Annotated in this window: 26 protein-coding genes; 14 read left to right on the top strand and 12 right to left on the bottom strand. The window is 67.2% G+C overall.

Annotated elements, in window-relative coordinates; all coding sequences use genetic code 11:
• Nucleotides 1–80 precede the first annotated feature (80 nt).
• Both rho and trxA read right to left on the bottom strand, forming a co-directional pair.
• Nucleotides 81–1,856, bottom strand: a complete 1,776-nt coding sequence (rho, locus tag M2299_RS11930; protein ID WP_280884404.1) for a transcription termination factor Rho — start codon at nt 1,854–1,856, stop codon at nt 81–83.
• A 228-nt stretch (nt 1,857–2,084) separates the two neighbouring features.
• The gene (gene trxA / locus M2299_RS11925) at nt 2,085–2,414 is read right to left on the bottom strand and encodes a thioredoxin (RefSeq protein ID WP_025878607.1); all 330 of its coding nucleotides are present in this window, start codon (nt 2,412–2,414) and stop codon (nt 2,085–2,087) included.
• Nucleotides 2,415–2,926: 512 nt separating this feature from the next.
• On the opposite strand from trxA, the gene rhlB reads away from it, so the two are divergent.
• From rhlB to rpoH, 6 genes are all read left to right on the top strand, one after another.
• Nucleotides 2,927–4,657, top strand: coding sequence for an ATP-dependent RNA helicase RhlB (gene rhlB / locus M2299_RS11920; RefSeq protein ID WP_025878608.1), 1,731 nt, complete (start codon nt 2,927–2,929; stop codon nt 4,655–4,657).
• 126 nt (nt 4,658–4,783) lie between these two features.
• Nucleotides 4,784–5,470, top strand: coding sequence for a cell division ATP-binding protein FtsE (gene ftsE, locus M2299_RS11915; RefSeq protein WP_025878609.1), 687 nt, complete (start codon nt 4,784–4,786; stop codon nt 5,468–5,470).
• Nucleotides 5,471–5,472: 2 nt separating this feature from the next.
• Nucleotides 5,473–6,420 (top strand): permease-like cell division protein FtsX, encoded by a 948-nt coding sequence (ftsX, locus tag M2299_RS11910; protein ID WP_025878610.1) that lies wholly within the window; start codon nt 5,473–5,475, stop codon nt 6,418–6,420.
• 7 nt (nt 6,421–6,427) lie between these two features.
• Nucleotides 6,428–7,270, top strand: a complete 843-nt coding sequence (locus M2299_RS11905) for a response regulator (protein WP_025878611.1) — start codon at nt 6,428–6,430, stop codon at nt 7,268–7,270.
• A 9-nt stretch (nt 7,271–7,279) separates the two neighbouring features.
• Nucleotides 7,280–8,005 (top strand): uracil-DNA glycosylase, encoded by a 726-nt coding sequence (gene ung, locus M2299_RS11900; protein WP_280884403.1) that lies wholly within the window; start codon nt 7,280–7,282, stop codon nt 8,003–8,005.
• 254 nt (nt 8,006–8,259) lie between these two features.
• The gene (gene rpoH / locus M2299_RS11895) at nt 8,260–9,135 is read left to right on the top strand and encodes an RNA polymerase sigma factor RpoH (RefSeq protein ID WP_025878613.1); all 876 of its coding nucleotides are present in this window, start codon (nt 8,260–8,262) and stop codon (nt 9,133–9,135) included.
• A 129-nt stretch (nt 9,136–9,264) separates the two neighbouring features.
• Here rpoH and purD read toward each other — a convergent pair whose 3' ends face one another.
• The 3 genes from purD to purH are packed head-to-tail and all read right to left on the bottom strand — an operon-like array spanning nt 9,265 to nt 13,086.
• Nucleotides 9,265–10,548: a phosphoribosylamine--glycine ligase gene (gene purD / locus M2299_RS11890; RefSeq protein WP_280884402.1), complete on the bottom strand. Its 1,284-nt coding sequence runs from the start codon at nt 10,546–10,548 to the stop codon at nt 9,265–9,267.
• Nucleotides 10,549–10,606: 58 nt separating this feature from the next.
• Nucleotides 10,607–11,485 (bottom strand): hypothetical protein, encoded by an 879-nt coding sequence (locus tag M2299_RS11885; RefSeq protein WP_280884401.1) that lies wholly within the window; start codon nt 11,483–11,485, stop codon nt 10,607–10,609.
• A gap of 17 nt (nt 11,486–11,502) precedes the next feature.
• A complete protein-coding gene (gene purH, locus M2299_RS11880; RefSeq protein WP_025878616.1) occupies nt 11,503–13,086 on the bottom strand; it encodes a bifunctional phosphoribosylaminoimidazolecarboxamide formyltransferase/IMP cyclohydrolase in 1,584 nt (527 codons plus the stop codon).
• Nucleotides 13,087–13,299: 213 nt separating this feature from the next.
• Here purH and M2299_RS11875 point away from each other — a divergent pair, with 213 nt between their 5' ends.
• From M2299_RS11875 to M2299_RS11850, 6 genes are read left to right on the top strand one after another with little or no spacing between them, the layout of a single operon-like run.
• The gene (locus tag M2299_RS11875; protein ID WP_280884400.1) at nt 13,300–13,920 is read left to right on the top strand and encodes a CDP-alcohol phosphatidyltransferase family protein; all 621 of its coding nucleotides are present in this window, start codon (nt 13,300–13,302) and stop codon (nt 13,918–13,920) included.
• 39 nt (nt 13,921–13,959) lie between these two features.
• On the top strand, nt 13,960–15,711 hold the full coding sequence (locus M2299_RS11870; protein WP_099843899.1) for a bifunctional alpha/beta hydrolase/class I SAM-dependent methyltransferase: 1,752 nt from the start codon (nt 13,960–13,962) through the stop codon (nt 15,709–15,711).
• Nucleotides 15,711–17,045, top strand: coding sequence for a phosphatase PAP2/dual specificity phosphatase family protein (locus M2299_RS11865; RefSeq protein WP_099843897.1), 1,335 nt, complete (start codon nt 15,711–15,713; stop codon nt 17,043–17,045). The genes M2299_RS11870 and M2299_RS11865 overlap by 1 nt, the downstream gene beginning before the upstream one ends.
• Nucleotides 17,042–17,479: a hypothetical protein gene (locus M2299_RS11860; RefSeq protein ID WP_099843895.1), complete on the top strand. Its 438-nt coding sequence runs from the start codon at nt 17,042–17,044 to the stop codon at nt 17,477–17,479. The genes M2299_RS11865 and M2299_RS11860 overlap by 4 nt, the downstream gene beginning before the upstream one ends.
• A gap of 12 nt (nt 17,480–17,491) precedes the next feature.
• Nucleotides 17,492–18,121, top strand: coding sequence for a lysophospholipid acyltransferase family protein (locus tag M2299_RS11855; protein WP_025878621.1), 630 nt, complete (start codon nt 17,492–17,494; stop codon nt 18,119–18,121).
• Nucleotides 18,118–19,110: a phosphatidate cytidylyltransferase gene (locus M2299_RS11850; RefSeq protein WP_033832372.1), complete on the top strand. Its 993-nt coding sequence runs from the start codon at nt 18,118–18,120 to the stop codon at nt 19,108–19,110. Before M2299_RS11855 ends, M2299_RS11850 begins: the two co-directional genes overlap by 4 nt.
• A 124-nt stretch (nt 19,111–19,234) precedes the next feature.
• Here the strand turns inward: M2299_RS11850 and fis are convergent, their stop codons facing one another.
• The 3 genes from fis to prmA all read right to left on the bottom strand — a co-directional run bounded on the left by fis (nt 19,235) and on the right by prmA (nt 21,338).
• Nucleotides 19,235–19,510 (bottom strand): DNA-binding transcriptional regulator Fis, encoded by a 276-nt coding sequence (gene fis / locus M2299_RS11845; RefSeq protein ID WP_006397198.1) that lies wholly within the window; start codon nt 19,508–19,510, stop codon nt 19,235–19,237.
• A 115-nt stretch (nt 19,511–19,625) separates the two neighbouring features.
• Nucleotides 19,626–20,375: a DUF3426 domain-containing protein gene (locus M2299_RS11840; RefSeq protein WP_280884399.1), complete on the bottom strand. Its 750-nt coding sequence runs from the start codon at nt 20,373–20,375 to the stop codon at nt 19,626–19,628.
• A 42-nt stretch (nt 20,376–20,417) separates the two neighbouring features.
• Nucleotides 20,418–21,338 (bottom strand): 50S ribosomal protein L11 methyltransferase, encoded by a 921-nt coding sequence (gene prmA, locus M2299_RS11835; RefSeq protein WP_059065374.1) that lies wholly within the window; start codon nt 21,336–21,338, stop codon nt 20,418–20,420.
• 150 nt (nt 21,339–21,488) lie between these two features.
• Between prmA and M2299_RS11830 the strand changes: the two genes are divergently transcribed.
• Nucleotides 21,489–22,454, top strand: coding sequence for a hypothetical protein (locus M2299_RS11830; RefSeq protein ID WP_280884398.1), 966 nt, complete (start codon nt 21,489–21,491; stop codon nt 22,452–22,454).
• Complete coding sequence (locus M2299_RS11825) at nt 22,451–22,825, top strand: hypothetical protein (RefSeq protein WP_105164750.1); 375 nt, start codon at nt 22,451–22,453, stop codon at nt 22,823–22,825. The genes M2299_RS11830 and M2299_RS11825 overlap by 4 nt, the downstream gene beginning before the upstream one ends.
• Before the next feature lie 145 nt (nt 22,826–22,970).
• On the opposite strand, the gene accC is transcribed toward M2299_RS11825, so the two are convergent.
• The 4 genes from accC to aroQ are packed head-to-tail and all read right to left on the bottom strand — an operon-like array spanning nt 22,971 to nt 25,768.
• Complete coding sequence (accC, locus tag M2299_RS11820) at nt 22,971–24,338, bottom strand: acetyl-CoA carboxylase biotin carboxylase subunit (protein ID WP_025878627.1); 1,368 nt, start codon at nt 24,336–24,338, stop codon at nt 22,971–22,973.
• A gap of 12 nt (nt 24,339–24,350) precedes the next feature.
• Nucleotides 24,351–24,842 carry an acetyl-CoA carboxylase biotin carboxyl carrier protein gene (gene accB, locus M2299_RS11815; protein ID WP_025878628.1) on the bottom strand — a complete coding sequence of 164 codons (492 nt, stop codon included), beginning with the start codon at nt 24,840–24,842 and terminating at the stop codon, nt 24,351–24,353.
• Between the two features lie 54 nt (nt 24,843–24,896).
• The gene (locus M2299_RS11810; RefSeq protein ID WP_059065320.1) at nt 24,897–25,319 is read right to left on the bottom strand and encodes a lysozyme inhibitor LprI family protein; all 423 of its coding nucleotides are present in this window, start codon (nt 25,317–25,319) and stop codon (nt 24,897–24,899) included.
• Nucleotides 25,316–25,768: a type II 3-dehydroquinate dehydratase gene (aroQ, locus tag M2299_RS11805; RefSeq protein ID WP_025878630.1), complete on the bottom strand. Its 453-nt coding sequence runs from the start codon at nt 25,766–25,768 to the stop codon at nt 25,316–25,318. Before aroQ ends, M2299_RS11810 begins: the two co-directional genes overlap by 4 nt.
• Nucleotides 25,769–25,771 lie beyond the last annotated feature (3 nt).

Raw genomic sequence — 25,771 nt, 5'->3', positions numbered from 1 at the left:
TGAAGCCGTTTGTCCTGCCGCCACCCAAAGAAAAAGCCCCGCACTGCGGGGCCTTTCCGTATTCCATCAATGCCGCGCGATCAGCGCTTCATCGAACCGAAGAACTCGTCGTTGGACTTGGTGTTCTTCATCTTGTCGAGCAGGAATTCCATCGCCGTCATTTCATCCATCGGATGCAGCAGCTTGCGCAGGATCCAGATCTTCTGCAGCAGCTCCGGCTCGATCAGCAGGTCTTCGCGACGGGTGCCCGAACGGTTGATGTCGATGGCCGGGAACACGCGCTTTTCAGCGATGCGACGGCTCAGGTGCACTTCGCTGTTGCCGGTGCCCTTGAACTCTTCGTAGATCACCTCGTCCATCTTCGAGCCGGTATCGACCAGCGCGGTGGCGATGATGGTCAGGCTGCCGCCTTCTTCCACGTTGCGCGCGGCACCGAAGAAGCGCTTGGGGCGATGCAGGGCGTTGGCGTCCACACCACCGGTCAGCACCTTGCCCGAGCTCGGCACGACGTTGTTGTAGGCACGCGCCAGGCGGGTGATCGAGTCGAGCAGGATCACCACGTCCTTCTTGTGCTCGACCAGGCGCTTGGCACGCTCGATGACCATTTCGGCCACCTGCACGTGGCGCGCGGCCGGTTCGTCGAAGGTCGAGCTGATGACTTCGCCGCGCACGGTGCGCTGCATTTCGGTCACTTCTTCCGGGCGCTCGTCGATCAGCAGCACGATCAGGTGCACGTCCGGATGGTTGGTGGTGATGGCCGTGGCCACCTGCTGCATCATCATCGTCTTGCCGGCCTTCGGCTGGGACACGATGAGCGAGCGCTGGCCCTTGCCCTGCGGTGCCATCAGGTCGAGGATGCGGCCGGTGATGTCTTCCGACGAACCGTTGCCGCGCTCCAGGGTGAAGCGGCGACGCGGGAACAGGGGGGTCAGGTTCTCGAACAGCACCTTGTTCTTCGACGCTTCCAGCGGCTCACCGTTGATGGTGTCCACGATCGACAGCGCGAAGTAGCGCTCGCCGTCCTTCGGGAAGCGGATGCGGCCGGACAGGTGGTCGCCGGTACGCAGGTTGAAGCGGCGGATCTGGCTGGGCGAAATGTAGGTGTCGTCCGGGCCGGCCAGGTAGCTGGCCTCGGCCGCGCGCAGGAAGCCGAAGCCGTCCGGCAGGATTTCCAGCACGCCGTCGGCGGCAACGCCGTCGCCGTGGCGGGTCAGCACCTTCAGCAGCGCGAAGATCACGTCCTGCTTGCGGGCACGGGCCACGCCTTCGGAAATCTGCAGCTGCTCGGCGATCTCCAGCAGCTTCTGGGCCGGCATGCGCTTGAGGTCGCTCAGCGAATAGACCGGGAAGCCTTCGGGGACGTTGGCGTGCGGACGCGGTACGAACGGCTGCTGTTCGCCGTTGTCGTTGAGCATGCCGTCGTCGCGGAAGCGACCGCCGTTGCCACCGCCACCGCCGCCACCATTGCGATCACGGTCGCGGCGGTTGCGGAAACGGTCACGGCGGTTGCCTTGGCCTTGCTGGCCCTGCTGGCCGCCCTGGTTGTAGGGGTTCTGGTTCTGGCCACCGCCCTGGTTGTTCTGCTGCGACTGCCGCGGCTGGCCGGATTCGCGGCCCTCGCCACCTTCGCCGCCGCCACTGCTGGCAGGGGCCTCGGCGGCGGGTGCGCTCGGCGCGGAAGGCGCTGCGGCCGGTGCCGGCGCCTCGGGCGCGGCTGCCAGCGGCAGGGCAGGCTGCGCAGGGGCGGCGCTGGTTTCGGCGGCGGCCGGAGCGGCAGCCTTGGTCACGCGGGCTTTGCGCACGCGCTTTTCGGCGGGCGCATCAGCGCTACCGGTTTCGGGAGTGTTATCGGACAAGAGCGTTATTCCTCGCTTGAAGGTGCGAGCGCCCGGCTGGGGCGGCGAACATTGGGAATGGGTCTGGAAGAAACTGCGTCCAGAAGATGCGGCACGCGAACGCGGCCGGATGTGCCGACACTATCATCGGCCCGCGGCGCCACGCAAGGGTCGCCGGATACGGTATTCAGTCAGGCGCCGGGGCGCCTGCCCGGCAGCCGTCGAAAACGGCTGCCGGAAAGCGCGGGATCAGGCCAGGGCCTTGTCCAGCAGGCCGGCCAGCTGGGCCTTGCCAACGGCACCGATCTGCTCGCCCACCTTCTCGCCGTCCTTGAAGACGACCAGGTAGGGAATCGAACGCACGTGGTACTTGGCGGCCAGGGCGCGGTTGTTGTCCACGTTGACCTTGGCGATCTTGGCGCGGCCCTGGTAGGCATCGGCCAGTTCATCCAGCGCCGGGGCGATCATCTTGCACGGGCCACACCACTCGGCCCAGAAATCGACCAGCACCGGTTCCTTGGAATTCAGTACGGCGCTATCAAAGTCGGCATCGCCGACGTGTACAACCTTGTCGCTCATCTTGGTTTCTCGTCTTGGATTGCACCCGGCCAGGCCGGAGGTGGGTGAACTGGGCCATGCCCGGTGGCGTGACCCTCGTCGTTGCCTCGCGGCGGACTGCCACGGTGCGTTCGGCGGGATGCCTGGACGCTCACGGCCGGCAGTGTACCCCTATCGCAGGGCAGGGACAGGTGCTGGCTGGAACCCAGCGTATCGTGATCGGTGCTGAGCCCGGTATGTGTCCGATGTCACTGTCCATGGCTGAAATGGGGGTGCTGACGCGGTAGGCCATGGGAGCCCGCGCCGCTGTTCAAGCGCGGTACTGGGGGGTGAAGAGGCGCGTCTCCGTGAGTCATGAGACGCCCAATTCCGGTTTGCTGGCCCGAGTGCGGTAAACTGGGGCATTGTGCGGCGCGCGGACCCGAGGGGTCCCGGCCAGCCCGACCCGCCGCAGGGGCCGCAGTTTGCGACGGAGCCCCAGACAGATTTCAGTGCCGCCGCCCGCAGGCGCGTGGCCATACCAAGACGGACACATGAGCGACAAACCGCTGACCGATTTGACTTTTTCCTCCTTTGATCTGCATCCGGCCCTGCAGGCCGGTCTTGAAGGAGCCGGATTCACCCGCTGCACGCCCATCCAGGCGCTGACCCTGCCGGTCGCGCTGCCCGGTGGCGACGTCGCCGGCCAGGCCCAGACGGGCACCGGCAAGACGCTGGCCTTCCTGGTCGCTGTCGTGAACCGCCTGCTGACCCGCCCGGCACTGGCCGATCGCAAGCCGGAAGACCCGCGCGCGCTGATCCTGGCCCCCACCCGCGAACTGGCCATCCAGATCCACAAGGATGCGGTCAAGTTCGGTTCGGATCTGGGTTTGCGTTTCGCGCTGGTCTACGGCGGCGTTGACTACGACAAGCAGCGCGAGATCCTGCAGCAGGGCGTGGACGTGATCATCGCCACCCCCGGCCGCCTGATCGACTACGTCAAGCAGCACAAGGTGGTGTCGCTGCACGCCTGCGAGATCTGCGTGCTGGACGAAGCCGACCGCATGTTCGACCTGGGCTTCATCAAGGACATCCGCTTCCTGCTGCGCCGCATGCCCGAGCGCTCCACCCGGCAGACCCTGCTGTTCAGCGCCACCCTGAGCCACCGCGTGCTCGAGCTGGCCTATGAGCACATGAACGAGCCGCAGAAGCTGGTGGTCGAAGCCGAGACCATCACCGCCGCGCGCGTGCGCCAGCGCATCTACTTCCCGGCCGACGAAGAGAAGATCCCGTTGCTGCTGGGCCTGCTGTCGCGCAGCGAAGGCGCGCGCACCATGGTCTTCGTCAACACCAAGGTGTTCGTCGAGCGCGTGGCCCGTTCGCTGGAGCGTTCCGGCTACCGCGTCGGCGTGCTGTCCGGTGACGTGCCGCAGAAGAAGCGCGAGAGCCTGCTCAACCGCTTCCAGAAGGGCCAGCTGGAAATCCTGGTGGCCACCGATGTGGCCGCCCGCGGCCTGCATATCGACGGCATCAAGTACGTCTACAACTACGACCTGCCGTTCGACGCCGAAGACTACGTGCACCGCATCGGCCGTACCGCCCGCCTGGGCGAGGAAGGCGATGCCATCAGCTTCGCCTGCGAGCGCTATGCGATGGGCCTGCCGGACATCGAGGCCTACATCGAACAGAAGATCCCGGTCGAAGCGGTCACCAGCGAGATCCTGACGTCGCTGCCGCGCCCTGAGCGTGCCGCCCCGGCACCGGGCGAGGAAGGTGACGAGAACGAAAGCGTCGGCCAGATCTTCCGCGAAGCACGCGAAGCGCGCGCCGCCGAGGAAGAGCGTCGTGGCGGCGGCCGTAGTGGCGGTCGTTCCGGCAGTGGTGCTGGCGCTGGGCGTGGTGGCCGCGATGGCGAGCGCAGCGGCGAACGCCGTCCGCGTGGCCCGCGCAAGCCGCGTGTGGAAGGTGAGCAGGTTGCTGCCGCCGCAGTCGAGGGTGCAGTGACGGCTGAAGCTGCCGCCGTGCAGGCCCCGCGTCCGCCGCGCGCTGAAGCTGCGCCGGAAGGTGCGGTGGACGGCGAGCGCAAGCCGCGCAAGCGTCGTCGTCGTCGCCACGGCCGTCCGGTCGAGGGCGCCGAAGGTGTGGCAAGCAACGCCGGCAACGGCGCCAGCCCGGTTACCCCGGTGCAGGTAGTGGCCAAGCCGGTGCGTACCAGCGCCGATGCCGGCGACTCGTTCCTGACCCGTATCGGCCGCAAGATCCGCCGGATGCTGTCCGGCAATTAAGCCGGAAGCGCCGGGCCATGCCCGGCGAGCGCAGCGGCCTCCGTCCGGGGCCGCGATGCCGGAAGGTTTTCGCCGGGCATGGCCCGGCGCTACCGATCTGTCGCGCCGGTCCTGCATAATCGGGGCATGAGTGTCCTGCGCTTCGACAATGTCAGCAAACAGTACGCCGGTGGCCACGAAGCCCTGACCGATGTCAGCTTCGAGGTCGCGCCGGGCGAAATGCTGTTCGTCACCGGTCACTCCGGGGCGGGCAAGAGCACCCTGCTCAAGTTGATCCACCTCGACGAGCGGCCCAGCCGCGGCGCGGTGATGTTCGACGAGCGCAACCTGCTGAAGGTGCGCGGCGGTGATGTGCCGCGACATCGACGCGCGGTTGGCGCGGTCTACCAGGACCACCGCCTGCTGATGGACCGCTCCATCGCCGAGAACGTGGCCCTGCCGCTGATCCTGCGCGGTACCCGCCGTGGCGACATCAACAAGCGCGTGCGTTCGGTGCTCGAGCGCATGGGCCTTGGTCACCGCGAGAAGGCGCTGCCCTCGCAGCTGTCGGCCGGTGAGCAGCAGCGCGTCGGCATCGCCCGGGCCATCGTCGGCGAGCCCAAGCTGCTGGTGGCCGACGAGCCGACCGGCAACCTCGATCCCACCCTGGCGGCCGAGATCATGTCCCTGTTCGCCGAGCTGCCTGCGCGCGGCACCAGCGTGCTGGTGGTCAGCCATGACCTGCCGCTGCTGCGCCACATGCGCAAGCGCGTGCTGATCCTCGACCACGGCCGGCTGGTGGACGACATCTCGCCGCAGGATCTGGCGGAGTAACCATGGCCAAGAACGAAAACACCGAAGCTGCTGCGCCGTCGCGCTTGGGCGTGTGGTTCCAGCACCACGTGCACAGCGTGGTGTTCAGCCTCGGCCGTGCCTGCCGCAAGCCGTGGGCGACGCTGCTGACCGTGATGGTCATGGCGCTGGCCCTGGCGCTGCCGCTGGGCCTGTCGATCGCGCTGGACAACCTCAAGCAGTTTGCCGGCAGCGTGCAGCAGTCGCGCGACATCAATGTCTTCCTGAAGGCGGACGTCGACGGCCCGGGTGCGCTGCGCCTGGCCGGGGAGCTGCGCGACCGGCCGGACGTGGCCAGTGTCACCGTGCGCACGCCGGAGCAGGGTCTGGAGGAACTGCGCCAGGCCGGCCTCGGCGAAGCCATCGACGCACTCAACGACAACCCGTTGCCCTCGTTGCTGGTGGTCACCCCCGGCCAGGGCCAGGACGATGCACGGCTGGCACGCGCGCTGGAAAGCCTGCCCGGTGCCGACCTGGTGCAGCACGACGCCCTGTGGCGGCAGCGTCTGGATGCCTGGCTCGCGTTTGGTGCGCGGCTGGTGCAGGTGCTGTCGGTGCTGCTCGGCGCCGGTGCCGCGCTGGTGGTCGGCAACACCGTGCGCCTGGACATCCAGGCCCGCCGCGAGGAAATCGGTGTGCTGCAGCTGCTCGGCGCCAGCGATGGTTTCATCCGCCGCCCGTTCCTGTACCTGGGCGCCTGGTATGGCCTGGGCGCCGGTGCGGTCGCGCTGGGCCTGATCGGCATTGCCGGTGCCGCCCTGCGCGCGCCGCTGGCCGAGCTGTCGCGCAGCTACGGCAGCCCGTTTGTGCTGCATGGCCTGGACCTGCTGCATGGCAGCCTGGTGCTGCTTGGCACCTTGTTGCTGGGCTGGCTGGGTGCATGGCTGGTGACCGGCCACTTCCTCCGCCAGACCCGCCCGACCGACACCTGAGACCGGCATGCAACCGCAAGCGCTGAAGCACCTTGAAGGGCCCGCGACGCGGGTGATGGTGGTTGACGGCTCCAAGCTGGTGCGCAAGCTGATCGCCGACGTCCTGCAGCGCGATCTGCCGGGCGTGGAGGTGATCGGCTGCGACAGCATCGAAGACGCACAGCATGCGCTGGCGCAGGGGCCGGTCGATCTGGTCACCACCTCGTTGACCCTGCGCGATGGCGACGGCCTGGCGTTGGCGCGGATGGTGCGCGAAGCGGCAGGGCAGGCCTATGTGCCGGTGATCGTGGTCTCCGGCGACGCCCAGCAGCACCTGGAGCAGCGCCGCTTCACCGAGTACGTCACCGACTACTTCGACAAATCGCTGGGCCACGAGGCCCTGGCGACCTTCGTGCGCGGCTACGTGCAGCCGCAGACCATTCCCGGCGCGACCATCCTCTACATCGAGGACAGCCGGGTGGTGGCCGAGGCGACCAAGCGCATGCTCGAGCGCCAGCAGCTCAACGTGATGCATGTGGTCAGCGCCGAAGAAGCGTTTACCCTGCTCACCGCCGAATCGCTCGGGCGCAGCCGCCATCGCATCGATCTGGTGCTGACCGATGTGACCCTGAAGGGAGAGCTGAGCGGCCGCGACGTGGTGCAGCGCGTGCGCGTGGACTTCGGCTACGGCAAGCGCCGCCTGCCGGTGCTGGTGATGACCGGCGATGGCAATCCGCACAACCAGACCGGCCTGCTCCAGGCCGGCGCCAACGATCTGGTGCTGAAGCCGATCGAAGAGCGCCTGCTGATCACCAAGGTGCTGTTCCAGCTGCGGCTGGCCCGGTTGAATGATGGACCCCTGTTGCGATGACGTGTTGCGATGATCGATGAAGTAGTGGACACCCCGGCGATCCAGCTGGAACCGAGCTGGAAGCAGCGTGTGGGCGATTATCTGCTGCAGCCGCAGATGCGCGAGCTGTCCAGCTTCCTGCGGCAGCGCAAGGCCAGCGGTGCGGCGGTGTTCCCGCCTGGACCGCAGATCTTCGCCGCCTTTGATGCGACGCCGTTCGATCAGGTGAAAGTGGTCATCCTCGGCCAGGACCCGTACCACGGCCGTGGACAGGCCCATGGCCTGAGTTTCTCGGTGCAGCCGGGCGTGCCGGTGCCGCCGTCGTTGTTGAACATCTACAAGGAAATCGAGGGTGACCTCGGTATTGCCCGCCCGGACCACGGCTGCCTGATCCCGTGGGTGCAGCGCGGCGTGCTGCTGCTCAACGCGGTGCTGACGGTGGAAGAGGGCAAGGCCGGTGCGCACCAGGGGCGCGGATGGGAAGGCTTCACCGACCACGTGGTGGACGTGTTGAACCGTGAGCGCGAGGGCTTGGTGTTCATGCTCTGGGGTGCCTACGCGCAGCAGAAGGGCAAGGTGATCGATACCGGCCGCCACCGCGTGCTGAAAGCCCCGCATCCCTCGCCGCTGTCGGCCCACCGCGGCTTCCTCGGCTGCCGTCATTTCTCGATGGCCAACGAGTACCTGCAGCGCCGCGGGCAGGCGCCGATCGACTGGTCGCTGCCGCCGCGGGCGACGCTGGCGCCATCGGGCTGAACGGCGAACAACGCTGCCCCATGGTGAATGGGCGAAACCGCCACCTGTTCAGCTGCCTTTGACCCGGAATAGCCGGGCTTTCCGGGCTAGTGGGTTGAATTCCAAGGGATTGTGTATCCCGAAAAGCGCGCTCGCCACTGTCATCAAATCGCGTTACGGTAGGGTTCTGTTTGGGACCAGTGTTTCATCAGTGGAATGCTGGAACTTTTTCCTCCTTTAGCAGTCCAAATCCCAGACTGCTAAGATGGGTGCCTATGAGCCAGAACACCTCTACTGCCCTTGTGGCAAACAATCTGCCGATTCCCAGTGCGCTCGGTTCGCTGGACGCCTATATCGGTGCCGTGCACCAGATTCCGGTGCTGTCGGTCGATAACGAACAGGACCTGGCCCGTCGCTTCCGCGACGGCAACGATCTGGACGCTGCCCGTGAGCTGGTGCATTCGCACCTGCGCTTCGTGGTGCACGTGGCCCGCGGTTACAACGGCTACGGCCTTGCGCTGGGCGACCTGATCCAGGAAGGCAACATCGGCCTGATGAAGGCGGTCAAGCGCTTCGACCCCGACATGGGCGTGCGCCTGGTGTCCTTCGCCGTGCATTGGATCCGTGCCGAGATGCACGAGTTCATCCTGAAGAACTGGCGCATCGTGAAGGTCGCCACGACCAAGGCGCAGCGCAAGCTGTTCTTCAACCTGCGCAAGTCGAAGAAGCGCCTGGGCTGGATGAACGCCGCCGAAGTCAGCGCCGTGGCCAAGGACCTGAACGTGTCCGAGCGCGAGGTGCTGGAAATGGAATCGCGCCTGTCCGGTCGCGATATCGGTTTCGATGCCCCCACCGATGAAGACAACGACCACGCGCCGCCGTCGCCGGCTGCGTATCTGGTGGCCAATGACGAAGATCCGTCGATGGCCTACGAGCGCGAGGACAGCGAAGACAACCAGATGCAGCTGCTGCGCGAAGGCCTGGCGGAACTGGATGCGCGTTCGCGCGACATCATCCGCCGCCGTTGGCTGGATGCGGACAGCAAGGTGACGCTGCAGGAGCTGGCGGACGAGTACGGCGTATCGGCCGAGCGTATCCGCCAGGTTGAAGCGAACGCGCTGAAGAAGATGAAGGCGCTGTTCACCGCATAAGGCGGCGAAGCGTTTGAGTAATGGAAAGGCCCGGCATTGCCGGGCCTTTTTTTTCCTGCTGGATCCACGCATGGCGTGGATCTACTTCGCGACCCAGTAGATCCACGCCACGCGTGGATCAGCGCGGTCTCAGATTTCCCGCGCGATCGCGCGCCAGCCGATGTCGGTGCGGTGGAACTCGTTGGCCCAGGTCACCTTCGCCACGCCCGCGTACGCGTTCGCCTGCGCCTCGCGCACGCTGTCACCCAGTGCTGCCACGCACAGCACGCGGCCACCGGCGCTGAGCACCTGGCCCTGCGCATCCAGCGTCGTTCCTGCATGGAACACCTTGGCCGTTGCCGGCACATCATCCAGGCCGGAGATCACCTCGCCGGTGATCGGCGATTCCGGATACGGCCTGGCGGCCAGCACCACGCCGAGCGACGGGCGCGGATCCCACTGCGCGTCCACCTGGTCCAGGCGGCCATCGATCGCCGCGTCCACCAGGTCGACCAGGTCCGACTGCAGGCGCAGCATCACCGGCTGGGTTTCCGGGTCGCCGAAACGCACGTTGAACTCGATCACCTTCGGCGCGCCGCTGGCATCGATCATCAGGCCGGCATAGAGGAAACCAGTGAACGGGATGCCGTCGGCGATCATGCCCTGCACGGTCGGGTTCACCACCTCGCGCATCACGCGGGCGTGCACGTCCGGGGTGACCACCGGGGCCGGCGAGTACGCACCCATGCCGCCGGTGTTCGGGCCGGTGTCGCCGTCGCCGACGCGCTTGTGATCCTGCGAGGTGGCCATCGGCAGTGCATGCACGCCATCGACCATCGAAATGAAGCTGGCTTCCTCGCCGTCGAGGAATTCCTCGATCACCACGCGTGCGCCGGCATCGCCGAAGGCGTTACCCGAGAGCATGTCGCGCACTGCGTCTTCAGCCTCGGCCAGGGTCATGGCCACGATCACGCCCTTGCCGGCGGCCAGACCGTCGGCCTTGACCACGATCGGTGCGCCCTTCTCGCGCAGGTAGGCCAGTGCCGGCTCGATATCGGTGTGCACCGAATAGAACGCGGTGGGAATGTTGTGGCGCGCCAGGAAATCCTTGGCGTAGGCCTTGCTGCCTTCCAGCTGCGCGGCCGCCGCCGTCGGCCCGAAGATGCGCAGGCCGGCAGCGCGGAAGCGGTCGACCACGCCGGCCACCAGCGGCACTTCCGGGCCGACCACGGTCAGCGCCACGCCTTCGGCCTGGGCCAGGGCGAGCAGGCCATCGATGTCGGTGACCTTCACCGCGACGTTGCGGCACTTGTCTTCGTTGGCGCTGCCGGCATTGCCGGGCGCCACGAGCACTTCAGTGACACGGGAGGACTGGGCCAGCTTCCATGCCAGGGCGTGTTCGCGGCCGCCAGAGCCGATGACAAGTACGTTCATCACGAGATTCCAGATTGCGTGGGAAGGGAAGTTCCAGGTCCCCGGCGGCGCGTGTGCGTCATTCGCAGCCTTCGCGTTGCAGCGATTCGGGGAAGGAGTAGGTCCAGGACTTCGGGTCCAGGGTGAAGCGATGTTCCTGACGCACCCGCTTGCCGCCGCAGGTGTTGCCGGATTCCTCGATCAGCAGTGGCCAGATGCGCGCACTGCGGTCGCTGTCGTCGAAACGCAGTGCGAAATCGATGCTGAAGCGGCGGGTGCGGCAGTCTTCGGCGGTATCGGGGTCGGCGGCCGCGTCGACGTTCTCGCATTCGTACTGGGCGTCGTTGTCGATGTGGCTGCGCACGTTGCCGGTGCTGGTCAGGCCTTTCGGGCCCGGCAGGACCAGGGTCTGCGAGAGCAGCGAGAAGCCCTGGCCGAACCAGCCATCCTCGACGCGGAAGCCGTAGAAATCGCTGCCGGCGCGGATGATGCTGGCGGTGCCGGGCTGGCCACCACTGCCGAAGCGCTCGCCGGTCAGTTCGCTGGTTACCCCGAAGCCATCGCCCTTGGGCTGCAGCACGAAGAACTGGATCGTTCCCGGGTCGATATGCGCGCCATCGACCAGCGCACCGCACACCGCCAGTAGTTGTTGCCAGCTGTCACCGGTCACCACCGGTTGCTCGGCGCAGACCTGCCAGTCGATCGCGCGCGTTTCATCGTCCTGGGTCCAGCTGCCGCGCCATTGGCCGGAAAGCTTGGCGTCCTTGCCGTAACGCCCGGTCAGGAAGGCCTGCAGCCGCGCGGTGCGACTGACATGCGCTGCCGGTTCGCTGGCGGCGGGCTTTGCCGCATCTGCCTGCGGGGCAGATGCGGGCTCGGCGGCCGGCTTGCAGCCGGCCAGCAGGGCCGTGCCAGCGAAGGCGAGCACGGCAAGCGGTTTCAAAGAGACTGCAGACATCCGTGTCGCTCCAGGTATCAGTGGCGGAAGTGGCGAACGCCGGTGAACACCATGGCCAGGCCATGTTCATCGGCGGCAGCGATGACTTCAGCATCGCGCATCGAACCGCCCGGCTGGATCACCGCCTTGATGCCGGCGGCGGCAGCGGCGTCGATGCCGTCGCGGAACGGGAAGAACGCATCGGAGGCCATCACCGACCCTTCGACCACCAGGTTCGCGTCGGCGGCCTTGATGCCGGCGATGCGAGCCGAGTAGACGCGGCTCATCTGGCCGGCACCCACGCCGATGGTGCGGTTGTCCTTGGCGTAGACGATTGCGTTGGACTTCACGAACTTGGCGACCTTCCAGGCGAACAGCAGGTCGGTGAACTGCTTGTCGGTCGGTGCCAGCTTGCTGACCACCTTCAGTTCGTCGCGGGTCATGCCGCGGTTGTCCGACGACTGCAGCAGCAGGCCGGAGCCCACGCGCTTGTTGTCGAAGTTGTTCAGGCCGTCGCCGTGCGGAATGCGCAGCACGCGCACGTTGGCCTTCTTCTGCGCGTACTCCAGCGCGGCCGGTTCGTAGTCCGGCGCAATCAGGACTTCAACGAACTGGCGGTCCAGGATCACCTGCGCGGTGGCTGCATCGAGCGGCTTGTTGAAGGCGATGATGCCGCCGAAGGCGCTGGTCGGGTCGGTGGCGTAGGCCAGCTCGTAGGCATCGCCGTTGCCGGCGCCAACGGCCACGCCGCACGGGTTGGCATGCTTGACGATGACACAGGCCGGCGCGTCGAACTGGCGCACGCATTCCCAGGCTGCATCGGCATCGGCCAGGTTGTTGTAGCTCAGCTCCTTGCCCTGCAGCTGCTGGAAGGTGGCCAGCGTGCCCGGCACCGGATGCAGGTCGCGATAGAACGCGCCGCTCTGGTGCGGGTTTTCGCCGTAGCGCAGGTCCATCACCTTCACGAAGGTGGAATTCATCTGCGCCGGGTATTCGGCGCGCACCGGCACGGCGGCGTCGGTGGCGGTGACGGCCGACAGGTAGTTGCTGATCGCCGCGTCGTACTGGGCAACGCGGTTGAATGCGGCCACCGAGAAGGCGAAACGGGTGCCGGCCGACAGCTGGCCGTCGTTGGCATCCAGCGAGGCCAGCAGTTCGGCGTACTGCGACGGGTCGGTGGCCACCGCCACGCGGGCGAAGTTCTTGGCCGCCGAGCGCAGCATCGCCGGGCCGCCGATGTCGATGTTCTCCACCGCGTCGGCCAGGGTGCAGTCGGCCTTGGCAGTGACCGATTCGAACGGGTACAGGTTCAGCACCAGCAGGTCGATGGCACCGATGCCGTGCTCGGCCATCACCGCGTCGTCCAGGCCGGAGCGGCCCAGCAGGCCGCCATGCACCATCGGATGCAGGGTCTTGACCCGGCCATCCATCATTTCCGGGAAGCCGGTGACCTCGGCGACGTCCTTCACGGCCAGGCCCGCATCGCGGATCGCCTTGGCGGTACCGCCAGTGGACAGCAGTTCCACGCCGCGTGCAGCCAGCGCGGTGGCCAGCTCGACCAGGCCGGTCTTGTCGGAAACGGAGAGGAGGGCCCGGCGGACGGGCAACAGATCAGCAGTCATGGGGACAGGGCAATCGGCAGCGGAGCGGGGCCGATATTGTAGGCGGTGGGGGCCGGTGGCGGGCGCTGGTGGGGGAAATTGGCCGGTGCAGACTCCCGTCCTGATCCGCTCGGCAGCACCTGCATGGGCCGGCATTGGGCGCAATTCGATACGTGGCGCTGTCGCAATCAGGTAGGCTGTGCCCGCACTGCCAAGGATTAGCGGGTTCAGATCGTGTCGATCTATGCATTGAAAGGACGTTTCCAGGACCTGCTGCGTCCGGCCGTACACGGCCTGTACCGCATGGGGATCACCGCCAACACGGTGACCGTGGCTGCGGCCGTGGTCTCGCTGCTGGTGGCCGCTGCGGTGTGGTGCTGCGCTCCCACCCAGCCGCTGCTGTATCTGGCCCTGCCGCTGTGGATGCTGCTGCGCATGGCCCTCAACGCCGTCGACGGCATGCTGGCCCGCGAATTCGGCCAGCAATCGCGGCTGGGCGCCTATCTGAACGAGTTGTGCGATGTGATCGCCGACGCGGCGCTGTACCTGAGCCTGCTCAGCGTACCGGGCGTGCGCCCCGAGGCACTGTGGCTGCTGGCCTGGGCCGCCGCGCTGAGCGAGTACGCCGGCGTGCTGGGCCTGATGGCCGGCGCCAGCCGCCGCTATGACGGCCCGATGGGCAAGAGCGACCGTGCGTTCGTGATCGGCGTGCTGGGCCTGCTGCTAGCGTTTGGCTGGGCAGGCGCGACCGTGGTCAGCGCGGTCGCCGCACTGGCCGCACTGCTGTGTGGGATGACGGTGGTCCGTCGCGTACGCCAGGGATTGAAGGAAGCCGCGGCGATATCGCAGCGGTAAGCACAACACGATTACACGCCCTATCCATACGGAGATTGCATGCGTCAGGCGCAGGAACGGGAATTCCACAGCTTCGACCAGGTACCGCTGTTCTACCGGTACTGGCCGAGCACCACGGCAACCACGCCGGCCAAGGCCATCGTGCTGCTGCATCGCGGCCATGAACACTCCGGCCGGGTCACCCATCTGGTCGACGAGCTGGACCTGCCCGACACCGCGTTCTTCGCGTGGGATGCGCGCGGCAATGGTCGCTCGCCCGGCACGCGCGGCGACGCACCGGGCTTCCCGGCGCTGGTGCGCGACCTGGACAGCTTCATCGCCCACCTCAGTGCCGAGCATGGCATCGCGGTGGAGGACATCGTGGTGATCGCGCAGAGCGTGGGCGCGGTGGTTGCCGCCACCTGGGTGCATGACTATGCGCCGCGGCTGCGCGCGCTGGTGATGGCTTCGCCGGCATTCAAGGTGAAGCTGTACGTGCCTTTCGCACGCGCTGGACTGGCGCTGATGCAGAAACTGCGCGGCAACTTCTTCGTCAACAGCTACGTCAAGCCGCAGTGGCTGACCCACGACCCGGCACGGGTGGAAAGCTACCGCACCGATCCGCTGATCACCCGGCCGATCTCGGTGCGCGTGCTGCTGGGCCTGTACGAAGCGGCCGACCGCATCGTGGCCGACGCGCAGGCGATCAGCGTGCCGGTGCAGTTGCTGGTATCGGGCTCGGACTTCGTGGTGCATCGCGGCCCGCAGGACCGCTTCTACGAACGCCTGTCCAGCCCGATCAAGGAGCGCGTGCACCTGCCGGGCTTCTTCCACGACACCCTCGGCGAGCGCGACCGTGCGCCGGCGCTGGCGCGTATCCGCAGCTTCATCCAGGCACGCTTTGCCGAACCGCTGCAGGAGCTGTCGCGGCGCGATGCGCATCGGCATGGCCCGACCTTCGAGGAATCGGAGATCCTGTCGTGGCCACCGGAGCGCAACAGCCTGGCCGACCTGCGTTGGCGCGTGGTGCGCGGTGGCCTGCGTTTCGGCGGCACGCTGTCGGAGGGCATCGCGCTAGGCCTGCAGACCGGCTTCGATTCGGGCAGCACGCTGGACTACATCTACCGTGATGAGGCGCGGGGCAAGGGCCCGCTGGGCCGGATGGTCGACCGCAACTATCTGGATGCGATCGGTTGGCGCGGCATCCGCGTGCGCGGCAAGCACCTGCAGGAACTGCTGCGCGATGCCGCCCAGCGACTGCGCGGGCAGGGCGCGCCGGTGCGCGTACTGGACGTGGCGGCCGGCCATGGCCGTTACGTGCTGGAAGCACTCGGCCAGGGCGAACAGCGTGCCGACCGTATCGTGCTGCGCGATTTCAGCGATCTGAACGTAACGCAGGGCAAAGCCTTGATCGAGCGCCTCGGCGCGGCCGACATCGCCCGCTTCGAACAGGGCGATGCGTTCGATCCGGCGCAGCTGGCAGCAGTGGAACCGGCGCCGACGCTGGCGGTGGTGTCCGGCCTGTACGAACTGTTCCCGGACAACGATGCGGTGCTGCGTTCGCTGCAGGGCATCGCTGCGACGGTGCCGGTGGGCGGTTACCTGGCCTATACCGGGCAGCCGTGGCATCCGCAGCTGGAGTTCATCGCGCGTGCGTTGACCAGCCATCGTGGTGGCGCGGCGTGGGTGATGCGCCGCCGTACCCAGCACGAGATGGACGAACTGGTGCGCCTGGCCGGCTTCCAGAAGGTGGCCCAGCGCATCGATGACTTCGGCATCTTCACCGTATCGCTGGCACGACGGATCGCGTGATGGCGACGCTGGCGGCAACCGCATCATCCAGCGAGGCGCGCCCCTGGCGGCGCGCCCTGCTGTGGCTGGCCCTGCTCGGTCCATTCTTCTTCGCCAGCTATGGCTTCGCCAACTGGATGGCCGGCCGCCATGCCCAGCTGCCGGTGATGGCATTTGCCTGGGAGGCGCGGATTCCGTTCGTGCCGTGGACGATCGTGCCGTACTGGTCGATCGACCTGTTCTATGCGATCTCGTTCTTCCTGTGCCGGCGCCGGCTGGAGTTGGACCGGCACGCGCTGCGCCTGCTCAGCGCGCAGGTGATCGCGGTGGCGTGCTTCCTGTTGTGGCCGTTGCGCTTCAGCTTCGAACGGCCGGAAATCGGCGGTGTGTTCGGCTGGTTGTTCGACGTGCTGCTGGGCTTCGACAAGCCATTCAACCAGGCGCCGTCGCTGCATATCGTGCTGCTGATCGTGCTGTGGGTGAAGTTCGCGCAGTACCTGCACGGGGTCTGGCGGCTGGTGCTGCATGTGTGGGCGCTGCTGATCGGCATTTCGGTGCTGACCACGTTCCAGCATCACTTCATCGACATTCCCACCGGGCTGCTGGCTGGCTGGTTGTGCGTGTGGCTGTGGCCGGAGCAGGGCACGCCGCCGTTGCGTGCCTGGCAGGCTGCCGGTGACCCGAGGCGTTGGCGGCTGGCCGCGTTGTATGTGTTGGGTGCCGGCCTGCTGCTGGTGCCGGTGGTGATGCTGCGCGGCACCGCATTGTGGCTGCTGTGGCCCGTGGTGTCGTTGCTGCTGGTGTCGCTGGCCTATGCCGGGCTGGGCACAGCGGTGTTCCAGAAGCGCGCCGATGGCCGGTTGACGATGGCCGCGCGCTGGCTGCTGGCACCGTACCTGGGTGCGGCGTGGATCAACTCGCGGTTGTGGACGCGCCGTGCGCCGCAGCCGGTGCCGGTCGTCGACGCTGTCTGGCTGGGGCGCCTGCCAGGTGCCGCACTGCCGGCACCGCTGGTGGGCGTGGTCGACACCTGTGCGGAGCTGTCCTGCCGCGCGCCGGGGGCAGCGTACGCCAGCGTGCCGATGCTGGACCTGGCGGTGCCTTCGGCGGCGCAGCTGCGCGCCGCGGCAGATGCCATTGAACGCCTGCGCGGCCATGGCCCCGTCCTGGTCTGCTGTGCGCTGGGGTACTCACGTAGCGCGGCCAGCGTGGCGACCTGGTTGCTGCGCACCGGCCGTGCGCGCGATGTCGCTGACGCGGTGTCGATCGTGCGTGGCGCGCGGCCGTCGATCGTGCTGCATGACGTTCATCTACAGGTGATCGCGGCCGCTGCCGCGCAGGAGACCATTGCATGAGCGCCGTGCCCGATCTGCCGATGATGCATCTGCTGCTGCGGCAGGGGCGAGTGCCTGCCGCGTTGTCGCTGGGCCTGCTGCTGGTGGCCCTGTTGTTGCTGGGCATCGAGCCTGGGCTGGCGATGTTCGCCGCTGGCCTGCTGCTGCTGAGCCTGGTGGCAGGTGTTGTGCAGGCGTACTACGCGGTGCGGGTGCAGTTGGACGCCAGCCTGCTGCGTCTGCTGCAGCAGGAGGGCCTGCAGGGTGAAGTCGCGGCACAACGCGTGGACCAGGCGCTGCACACCGCTGGCCTGCGCAGGCTGGACGCACAGGCGCCGACGCGTGGCTGGGATGCGCGCTGGACCGGCATGCGGCGTCTGCTGATGCGCCAGTACGCCGCCACGCTGCTGCAGTTCGCTGCCCTGCTGCTGGCCGTGCTGTGGCCGCAGACCTGACCGGAGGTGCCGATGTTTGCTGAACTGATCGCCCGCGCCTGCAGCGCGGCCATCCATGTAGTGACCGGCGCACGCGCGCTGTGGGTTGGCTGCGCGCCGTCCAGCGAGCACCGCGTGTACTACGGCAACCATGCCAGTCATGGTGATTTCGTGCTGATCTGGTCGTCGATGCCGCCGGCGCTGCGGCGCCAGGTGCGGCCGGTCGCCGCCGCCGAGTACTGGCAGCGCGACGGTCTGCGTCGTTACCTGATCGACGCGGTATTCAATGGCGTGCTGGTGGAGCGCGAGGCCGGCAACCGCCATCAGGATCCGCTGCAGGTGCTGCGTGACGCGGTGGACGAGGGCTGTTCGTTGATCCTGTTTCCGGAAGGCACGCGCAACATCGGTGATGAGCCGCTGCTGCCGTTCAAGAGCGGTATCTACCACCTCGCCCGGCAACGCCCGGAGCTGGAGTTCGTGCCGGTGTGGATCGACAACCTCAAGCGGGTGATGCCGAAAGGGCGTTTCCTGCCGCTGCCGTTGCTGTGCACGGCAACCTTCGGTACGCCGCTGCGGCTGCAGGCCGATGAGGACAAGGCGGCGTTCCTGGCACGCAGCCGGCAGGCGCTGCTGGCCCTGGCCCCGAACGGAGGCCGTGCATGAGCTTCATGATCGATGTGTCCGGTGATCTTGCCGCACGCAGTGTGGGCCAGCAGACAGGGCTGCTGTTCGCGGGCGTAGGCGCGGTGCTGGTGCTGGCCACGCTGGTGTCCGAAACCCTGCGCTGGCGCCAGCGTGGACAGCCCAGCGCGGTGATCGCCAACCTGGTCTCGCGCATCCGCGCGTGGTGGGTGATGGCCATCGTGGTCGGGCTGGCGCTGTTCTTCGGGCGCGCCGGAGTGATCGTGCTGTTCGCCATCATCTCGCTGTTCGCACTGCGCGAATTCATCACCCTGGCGCCAACACGATCAGGTGACTACTACGCGTTGCTGGCCGCGTTCTACATCGTGCTGCCGTGGCAGTACTACCTGGTCTGGATCGACTGGTATGGCATGTACACGCTGTTGATCCCGGTGTACGCGTTCCTGTTCCTGCCGATCCTGGCCACCATCGGTGGTGACACCACCCACTACCTGGAGCGCACGTCGAAGGTGCAGTGGGGCTTGATGATCTGCGTGTTCTGCATCTCGCATGTGCCGCTGCTGCTGAACCTGCGCGTGCCGGGCTACGATCCGGCGCGCAACGTGCTGCTGTTCGCCTTCCTGGTGATCGTGGTGCAGTCGTCGGACGTGCTGCAGTACATCTGGGGCAAGCTGCTGGGCAAGCACCTGATCGCGCCGAAGCTGTCGCCGTCGAAGACGGTGGAAGGCTTCGTCGGCGGCGTGCTCTGTGCCAGCGCGTTGGGCGCCGCGCTCTGGTGGATCACCCCGTTCACGCCGCTGCAGGCGTTCGGCCTGTCGCTGCTGATCAACCTGATGGGGTTCTGGGGCGGCCTGGTGATGTCGGCGATCAAGCGCGACCGCGGCATCAAGGACTGGGGCAACATGATCGAGGGCCATGGCGGCATGCTCGATCGGCTGGATTCAGTGTGCTTCGCCGCGCCGGTGTTCTTCCACGTGGTGCGTTACTACTGGAAGGCGGGTGGTGGTTGACCCTGGTCGATGACGTGGTAGCGCCGGGCCATGCCCGGCGAGCACGAAGTGCGGCAGATCACCATGCCGCCGGGCATGGCCCGGCGCTACCGGATGGGGTGTTCCGCGGTAGACGCATCCGCGCTTACGCGCTGATGCCGTATTCCTTCAGCTTCTTGCGCAGGGTGGCGCGGTGGATGCCCAGCATCGCCGCTGCGCGGCTCTGGTTGCCTTCGCAGTGGTTGAGCACTTCCACGAACAGTGGAATCTCCATCTCGCGCAGTACGATCTCGTAGACATCGTCCGCATCGCAGCCATCGAGGTCGCGCAGGTAACGGCGCACGGACTGGGCCACATGTTCGCGCAGCGGTGGCCGGGCAGCGCCACGACTGTTGTCAGGACGAGAAAGGACAGCGTTCAAGGGGGTTCCCGATCTGGTTGGTCCATGCACGCGGGGCGCCGGACCGGATGAGGTGATGGCGGTCAGTCTAGCGCGAGCGTGCCCGACCTGCCACGGCCGGACGGTCAGGCCCAGGTCAAAGGAACTCGAAGGTGAATGCGACCGTGGATGCGGCAGGCTCCTGCACGCGGAAGGCGATGCGTGCGCTCTGGCCCGGTTCCAGAGGGGCCGCACCCGGGTTTTCGCCGAGGTACTGCGCTGGTGCGAACACGCCGGTGCCGATCACACGACCATCGGCATCGGACAGCGACAGGCGCAGGTCCGGCCATGCCTGCGGCCAGCGCGCGTCGTTGCGGATGCTGGCCTGGATCTGCAGCACGCCGGGCTGGGCCGGCAACGGGCGGATTTCACGGCTGGTCATGGTCAATGCAGTGGGCTCGCGCCAGGCGGGCAGCTCGCAGCGCAGCACGCTGCACAGCGCACCGATCCACGGCCGGGTACCGGCATCGGCGGCCAGCCGTGCACGATCGGCAAGCACGCTCTGCAGCAACAGCAGCAGCGCCAGCGCGGCCACCAGCAGCCAATGCCAGCGAGGGGTGGGCAGCGCCCGCGGGCGCACGCCGAGGAAGCTGGGCGCATCGGCGGCGGTGGCAACGATGCCGGGTTTGGCGGTGAAGTCCGGCTCGATGATTGGATCAGCGGCGGCCGCCGGTTCTGTTTCGGTTGCCGCCACGATGTCCGTTGCCGGGTCGATGTCCTCGATCACCGGCGCTGCATCGGTCGGCACCGGTTCGCGCGGTTCGGTGGCTTCAGGCGTGGCATCGCGTCCCGGCGCGGTGCGCAGGAACGTGGCCAGGGGACGGCGCGGTGGGTTCGGCTCGGACATGCTCAGGGCGCGGGCTCGGATCCAGCGGTCATTCAACCACGATCAGGCGCGGCGTACGCCGGTGATGCGCATCCAGTCGCCATCCTGGGTGGCCTGCAGGTCGTCGAACCACGCCGCATAGCGCTGCAGCAGTTCGTCTTCCTGACCATGCAGGATGCCCGACAGGGCGATGCGACCACCGCTGGCGACACGGGCGGCCAGCAGTTCGGCCAGTGCATCCAGCGCGGAGGCCAGGATGTTGGCGACCACGATCGGGTAGGTGGCGACCGGTTCGTCCTGCGGCAGGTACACCTGCATGCGTGCCTGTTCGCCGTTGCGTTCGGCATTGTCGGCGGTGGCGATCAACGCCTGCGGGTCGTTGTCCACGCCGATGGCCTGGGCGGCACCGAGCTTCAGCGCGGCCAGGGCGAGAATGCCCGAGCCACAGCCGAAGTCGAGCACGCGCTGGCCCTGCAGCTGGCCATCAACGGCCAGCTGGTCCAGCCAGCGCAGGCACAGCGCGGTGGTCGGGTGGGTGCCCGAGCCGAAGGCCAGGCCCGGGTCGAGGCGTACGATGGCGGCGTCGGCGGCCTGCGCGGCTTCCGGCAGCTCGTGGTTCCACGGCACGATCCAGGTACGGCTGCCGAAGTCCATCGGCTGGAACTGGTCCAGCCACGCGCGCTCCCAGTCTTCGTCTTCCACGGCGCGGAAGCTGCCGTTGCTCCAGTCCAGCTCCGGATCGAAGGCTTCCAGCGCGGCAAGCAGCAGCAAGGCATTGCTGTCGGCCGGGAACAGCGCGCTGAGCACCAGGGTGTCCCACAGCGGGGTCTCGCCCACGCCGGGTTCGAGGATGGCCTGTTCGTTGCTGGTGTCGGCTTCGGCATCAAGCAGGGTCACCGCCAGCGCGCCCACATCCTCCAGCGCATTCTCATAGCGGGGCTGGGTGGCTTCGGTGCAACGCAGGGTCAGTTCCAGGAACGGCATGGCGGTGAGGGCAATCGCGGGAAAGGGGGCCATGCTAGACCATCGCGGCGTTTCCGTATGCCTTGAGATGAACGAAGCCGGTTCAGACAGGCCTCACGGGCCTTGCTAAACTCGGCGCTTTCCTGTGCGCCGTACCACCGAACGTTGCCGATGGCTTTCGCCCCGACCCTGAAAACCTGGTTGCTCGTCCTGCCGGCCGTGGCCGTGCTGGGCGTGGCCGGTTATCGGGCCAACGGCCACAGCCGGGCCATGGACGCGCACGTCGACGTGCCGCTGGCCGCCCAGGCCAGCGATGCACAGGGCGCGCTGGCACCGGTGATGCCCGAAGCGCTGGCACGCCGCCTCGCGGCTTTCGAACGTGGCACCGCGCTGCCGTCGGGCCTGCCGCTGGATATCCGCGCCGACATCGAAAGTGCCACCGATCTGTACGCCTACGCGCAGCGCCTGCGCGTGCAGGCCGACCAGGGCAACCACGAGGCGCGCTGGATGCTCAGCCGGGTCTACGACTACTGCGCGCAGTACGCCGTTGACCCGGGCGGCTACCGGCTGGACAACAACGTGCTTTCCGGCCTCGGCCTGAGTGCGGCGCCGGTGATGGTGGAGGCGCGCGAACGGGTGGCGCAGCGTTGCGGTGGCTTCGTGCCCGGCGACAAGCTGGGGCCGGCACTGGTGATCGGCGAGCGTCGTCGTGCGGCCCAGCAGGGCAACCTGGCGGCCGAAGCGGCGTTGTTTGCCGAAGGTGAGCCACTGCAGGACAGCGAGCAGTACCGCCGCGACCTGGTTGAACGCGTGCGTACCTCGCGCGATCCGGAGGCGTACATGGCGATCGCGCCGGGCATGGGATTGCGTGCGGCGGGCGACAAGGCATTGACCGGCATGGTGGCCGGTGAACAGCTGAGTGAACTGGCATGGCGGGTTGCGGCCTGCGAACTCGGTCTTCCCTGTGGAGCCGACAGCGTGCTGGTCAACAGTTTTTGTGCGAATGGAGGGATCTGTTCGCCGGATGGAACGCAGGACTTCCGTGAATTTGTGTATGACGCCGCGGTTTCGCGGCAAGGTGCGGGGAAAATGAAGGAATGGATCAAGCGATTGATTGGCACGAGGGACGGGCGATGAACTACCGTCGATTCCTGCATGGGGCCAAGTTCTGGTTCTGGGTGGTGTTGTTCGTGGCGTACTCGGCCGGTGCGGTAGGCCTGCTGATGATCGACACCTACGAAGACCGCTACCGGCATCTGTCGAAGGTGGAGCTGACCTCGGTGAAGGCACAGGAGGACGTACGCCGTGCCGGCGCCAGCCAGGTTGCCGCCGTGTACCGCGCGCAGAGTGGCGTGCCGTTCTCGTCGTTGCCGGCCGGCAGCACCTTCCAGGTGGTGTGGCCCGATGGGTCCAGCGAGACCATGGTGATCGTCGATCCGACCTCGCCGAACGGCGTGCGTCCTCTGGCGAACTCGCAGATTCCGGCGACCGCGGCCGACGCGCGCTGACGCCACGCCGGTAGCGCCGGGCCATGCCCGGTGGGTGGGCGGTGGCGATGGAAGGCCGCCGGGCAAGGCCCGGCGCTACCGTAAAAACGCAAAAAAGGGCGGGGAAGCCCCCGCCCTTTTCATGTGCAGCGACTGCAGTTGCCGATCAGGTCAACGCGATCGGCTTGCTCTTGCGCTCGGCAAGGCGCTTTTCCAGATAGTGGATGTTCTGCCCACCGGCCTGGAAGCCCTTGTCACGCATGATCCGCTGCTGCAGGGCAATGTTGGTCTTGATGCCATCGACCACCATCTCGCTCAGCGCCACCCGCATGCGGGCGATGGCGGTCTCGCGGTCCGGACCGTGCACGATCAGCTTGCCGATCATCGAGTCGTAGTTCGACGGCACGCGGTAGCCACTGTAGATGTGGGTATCGACGCGCACGCCGGGACCACCCGGTGCGTGGAAGCCGGTGATGGTGCCCGGGCTCGGCACGAAGGTTTCGGCGTCTTCGGCGTTGATGCGGCACTCGATCGCATGGCCGGTCAGCACCACATCGCTCTGCTTGATCGACAGCTTCTGGCCGGCAGCGATCTTCAGCTGTTCGGCGACCAGATCGATACCGGTGACCATCTCGGTGACCGGATGCTCCACCTGGATGCGGGTGTTCATTTCGATGAAGTAGAAGCGGCCGTCTTCGTACAGGAACTCGAAGGTGCCGGCGCCGCGGTAGCCGATGCGGATGCAGGCTTCCACGCACACCTTGCCGATCTGCTCGCGCTGCTCGGCGGTGATGCCCGGTGCCGGTGCTTCCTCGACCACCTTCTGGTGACGACGCTGCATCGAGCAGTCGCGCTCGCCGAGGTGGATGGCGTTGCCCTGGCCGTCGGCCAGCACCTGGATCTCCACGTGGCGCGGGTTCTCCAGGAACTTCTCCATGTAGACCTCGCCATTGCCGAACGCGGCCTTGGCCTCGCTCTTGGTGGTTTCGATGGAGGTCTTCAGGGAAGCTTCGGCGTGCACCACGCGCATGCCGCGGCCACCGCCGCCGCCGGCCGCCTTGATGATGACCGGGTAGCCGATCTCACGGGCGATCTTGGTGTTGGCGACGATGTCGTCGCCCAGCGGGCCGCCAGAACCGGGCACGCACGGCACACCGGCCGACTTCATGGCACGGATCGCTTCGACCTTGTCGCCCATCAGGCGGATGGTGTCTGCCTTCGGGCCGATGAAGATGAAGCCGGACTCTTCCACGCGCTCGGCGAAGTTGGCGTTCTCGGACAGGAAGCCATAACCGGGGTGGATGGCCTGGGCGTCGGTGACCTCGGCCGCGGCGATCAACGCCGGGATGTTGAGGTAGCTTTCCGCCGATGCCGCCGGGCCGATGCAGACCGATTCATCGGCCATGGCCACGTGCTTGAGATTGCGGTCGACCGTGGAGTGCACGGCCACCGTGCGGATGCCCAGGGTGTTGCACGCGCGCAGGATGCGCAGCGCGATTTCCCCTCGGTTGGCGATGACGACTTTGTCGAGCATGGCAGCCGCCCCTTAGCCGATCACGAACAGCGGCTGGTCGAATTCCACCGGCTGGCCGTTCTCGCCGAGGATGGCGACGATGGTGCCCGACGCATCGGCTTCGATCGGGTTGAACATCTTCATCGCTTCGATGATGGCCAGGGTCTCGCCGGCCTTGACCTGCTGGCCGATGCTGACGAACGCCGGCTTGTCCGGTGCGGACGAGGCATAGAAGGTGCCGACCATCGGCGAGCGCAGCACGTGGCCTTCCGGCAGCGCGTTGCCCGGCTTGGCGGTGCCGCCGGTGGAGGCTTCGGTCGGCGACTGCATCGGCATGGCCGGGGTGGCCGGCTGGGCGGCGGCCGGAGCGGCCATCATCATCTGCGGCGGGGCCTGCATCATGCCGTAGCCGGACACCGGAGCGCGCGACAGGCGCACCGACTCTTCGCCTTCCTTGATTTCGATTTCAGCCAGGTTCGACTCTTCCAGCAGGTCGATCAGCTTCTTGATTTTGCGGAGATCCATGGTGGCCTCTTTGCTCTTTGATGTCAGTGTGGTGGGAAGCGCGTTGCGCTCGGGTCAAAGCAGTTCGTAGAAGTCGCGCAGCTGCCGGGTGCGGTCGCGCGCGAGGGTGATCAGGCAGCGCATCTGCGCGCCGTTGCGCGCGGTGCCGTCGGAGTTGAGGGCGTACACCGCTTGGCAGTCGTGGTCGCGCAGCTGCATCCATGCGCGCTGGGCCAGCACCAGTTCCTGTTCGGCGTTGCCGCAGTAGCTGCAGGTGCCGCCGTTGGCCGGCGTGCGCAGCTGCCTGCGTGCCTGGGCGTAGACGGTGTTGAGTTCGACGTCGGCGGCCGCTGCCACGTCCGAGGCGCACAGGTCGCTCTCCATCGTGGTGGTCGGATGCGCGCAGTCGATGCCCTCGTCCTTGCGGTCGAACGCGCTGGCAGCGCCGCACAGGCCGGCCCACAGCACAACGCTGGCGAGGACGCGCGACAGGTTCATGATGCGGCGGCGGCCTGCACGCGCGCCAATGCCGCGTCCATCGCATAGCGGTAGCTGTCGGCACCGAAGCCACACACCACGCCCACCGCCTTGTCGCTGAAATAGCTGTGCTGGCGGAAGGGCTCGCGGGTATGCGGGTTGGACAGGTGGATCTCGATGAACGGCACCGCCACCGCCGCCAGCGCATCGCGCAGGGCAACCGAGGTATGGGTGAAGGCGGCCGGGTTGATCAGGATGAAGGCGGTTCCGTCGGTGCGTGCGGCCTGTACACGATCCACCAGGACGTGCTCGGCGTTGGACTGCAGGCTCTCCAGCGCATGACCTGCGGCAGCGGCCTGGGCGGCCAGCGCCTGGTCGATGTCGGCCAGCGTGGTGTGGCCGTAGACCTCCGGCTCGCGGCTGCCGAGCAGGTTGAGGTTGGGGCCATGCAGGACCAGCAGCTTCGCCATGGG

It is taken from the genome of Stenotrophomonas sp. 1278 (assembly GCF_029892765.1).
Taxonomy (GTDB): domain Bacteria; phylum Pseudomonadota; class Gammaproteobacteria; order Xanthomonadales; family Xanthomonadaceae; genus Stenotrophomonas; species Stenotrophomonas indicatrix.
This window is presented reverse-complemented; position numbering and strand designations above follow the sequence as displayed.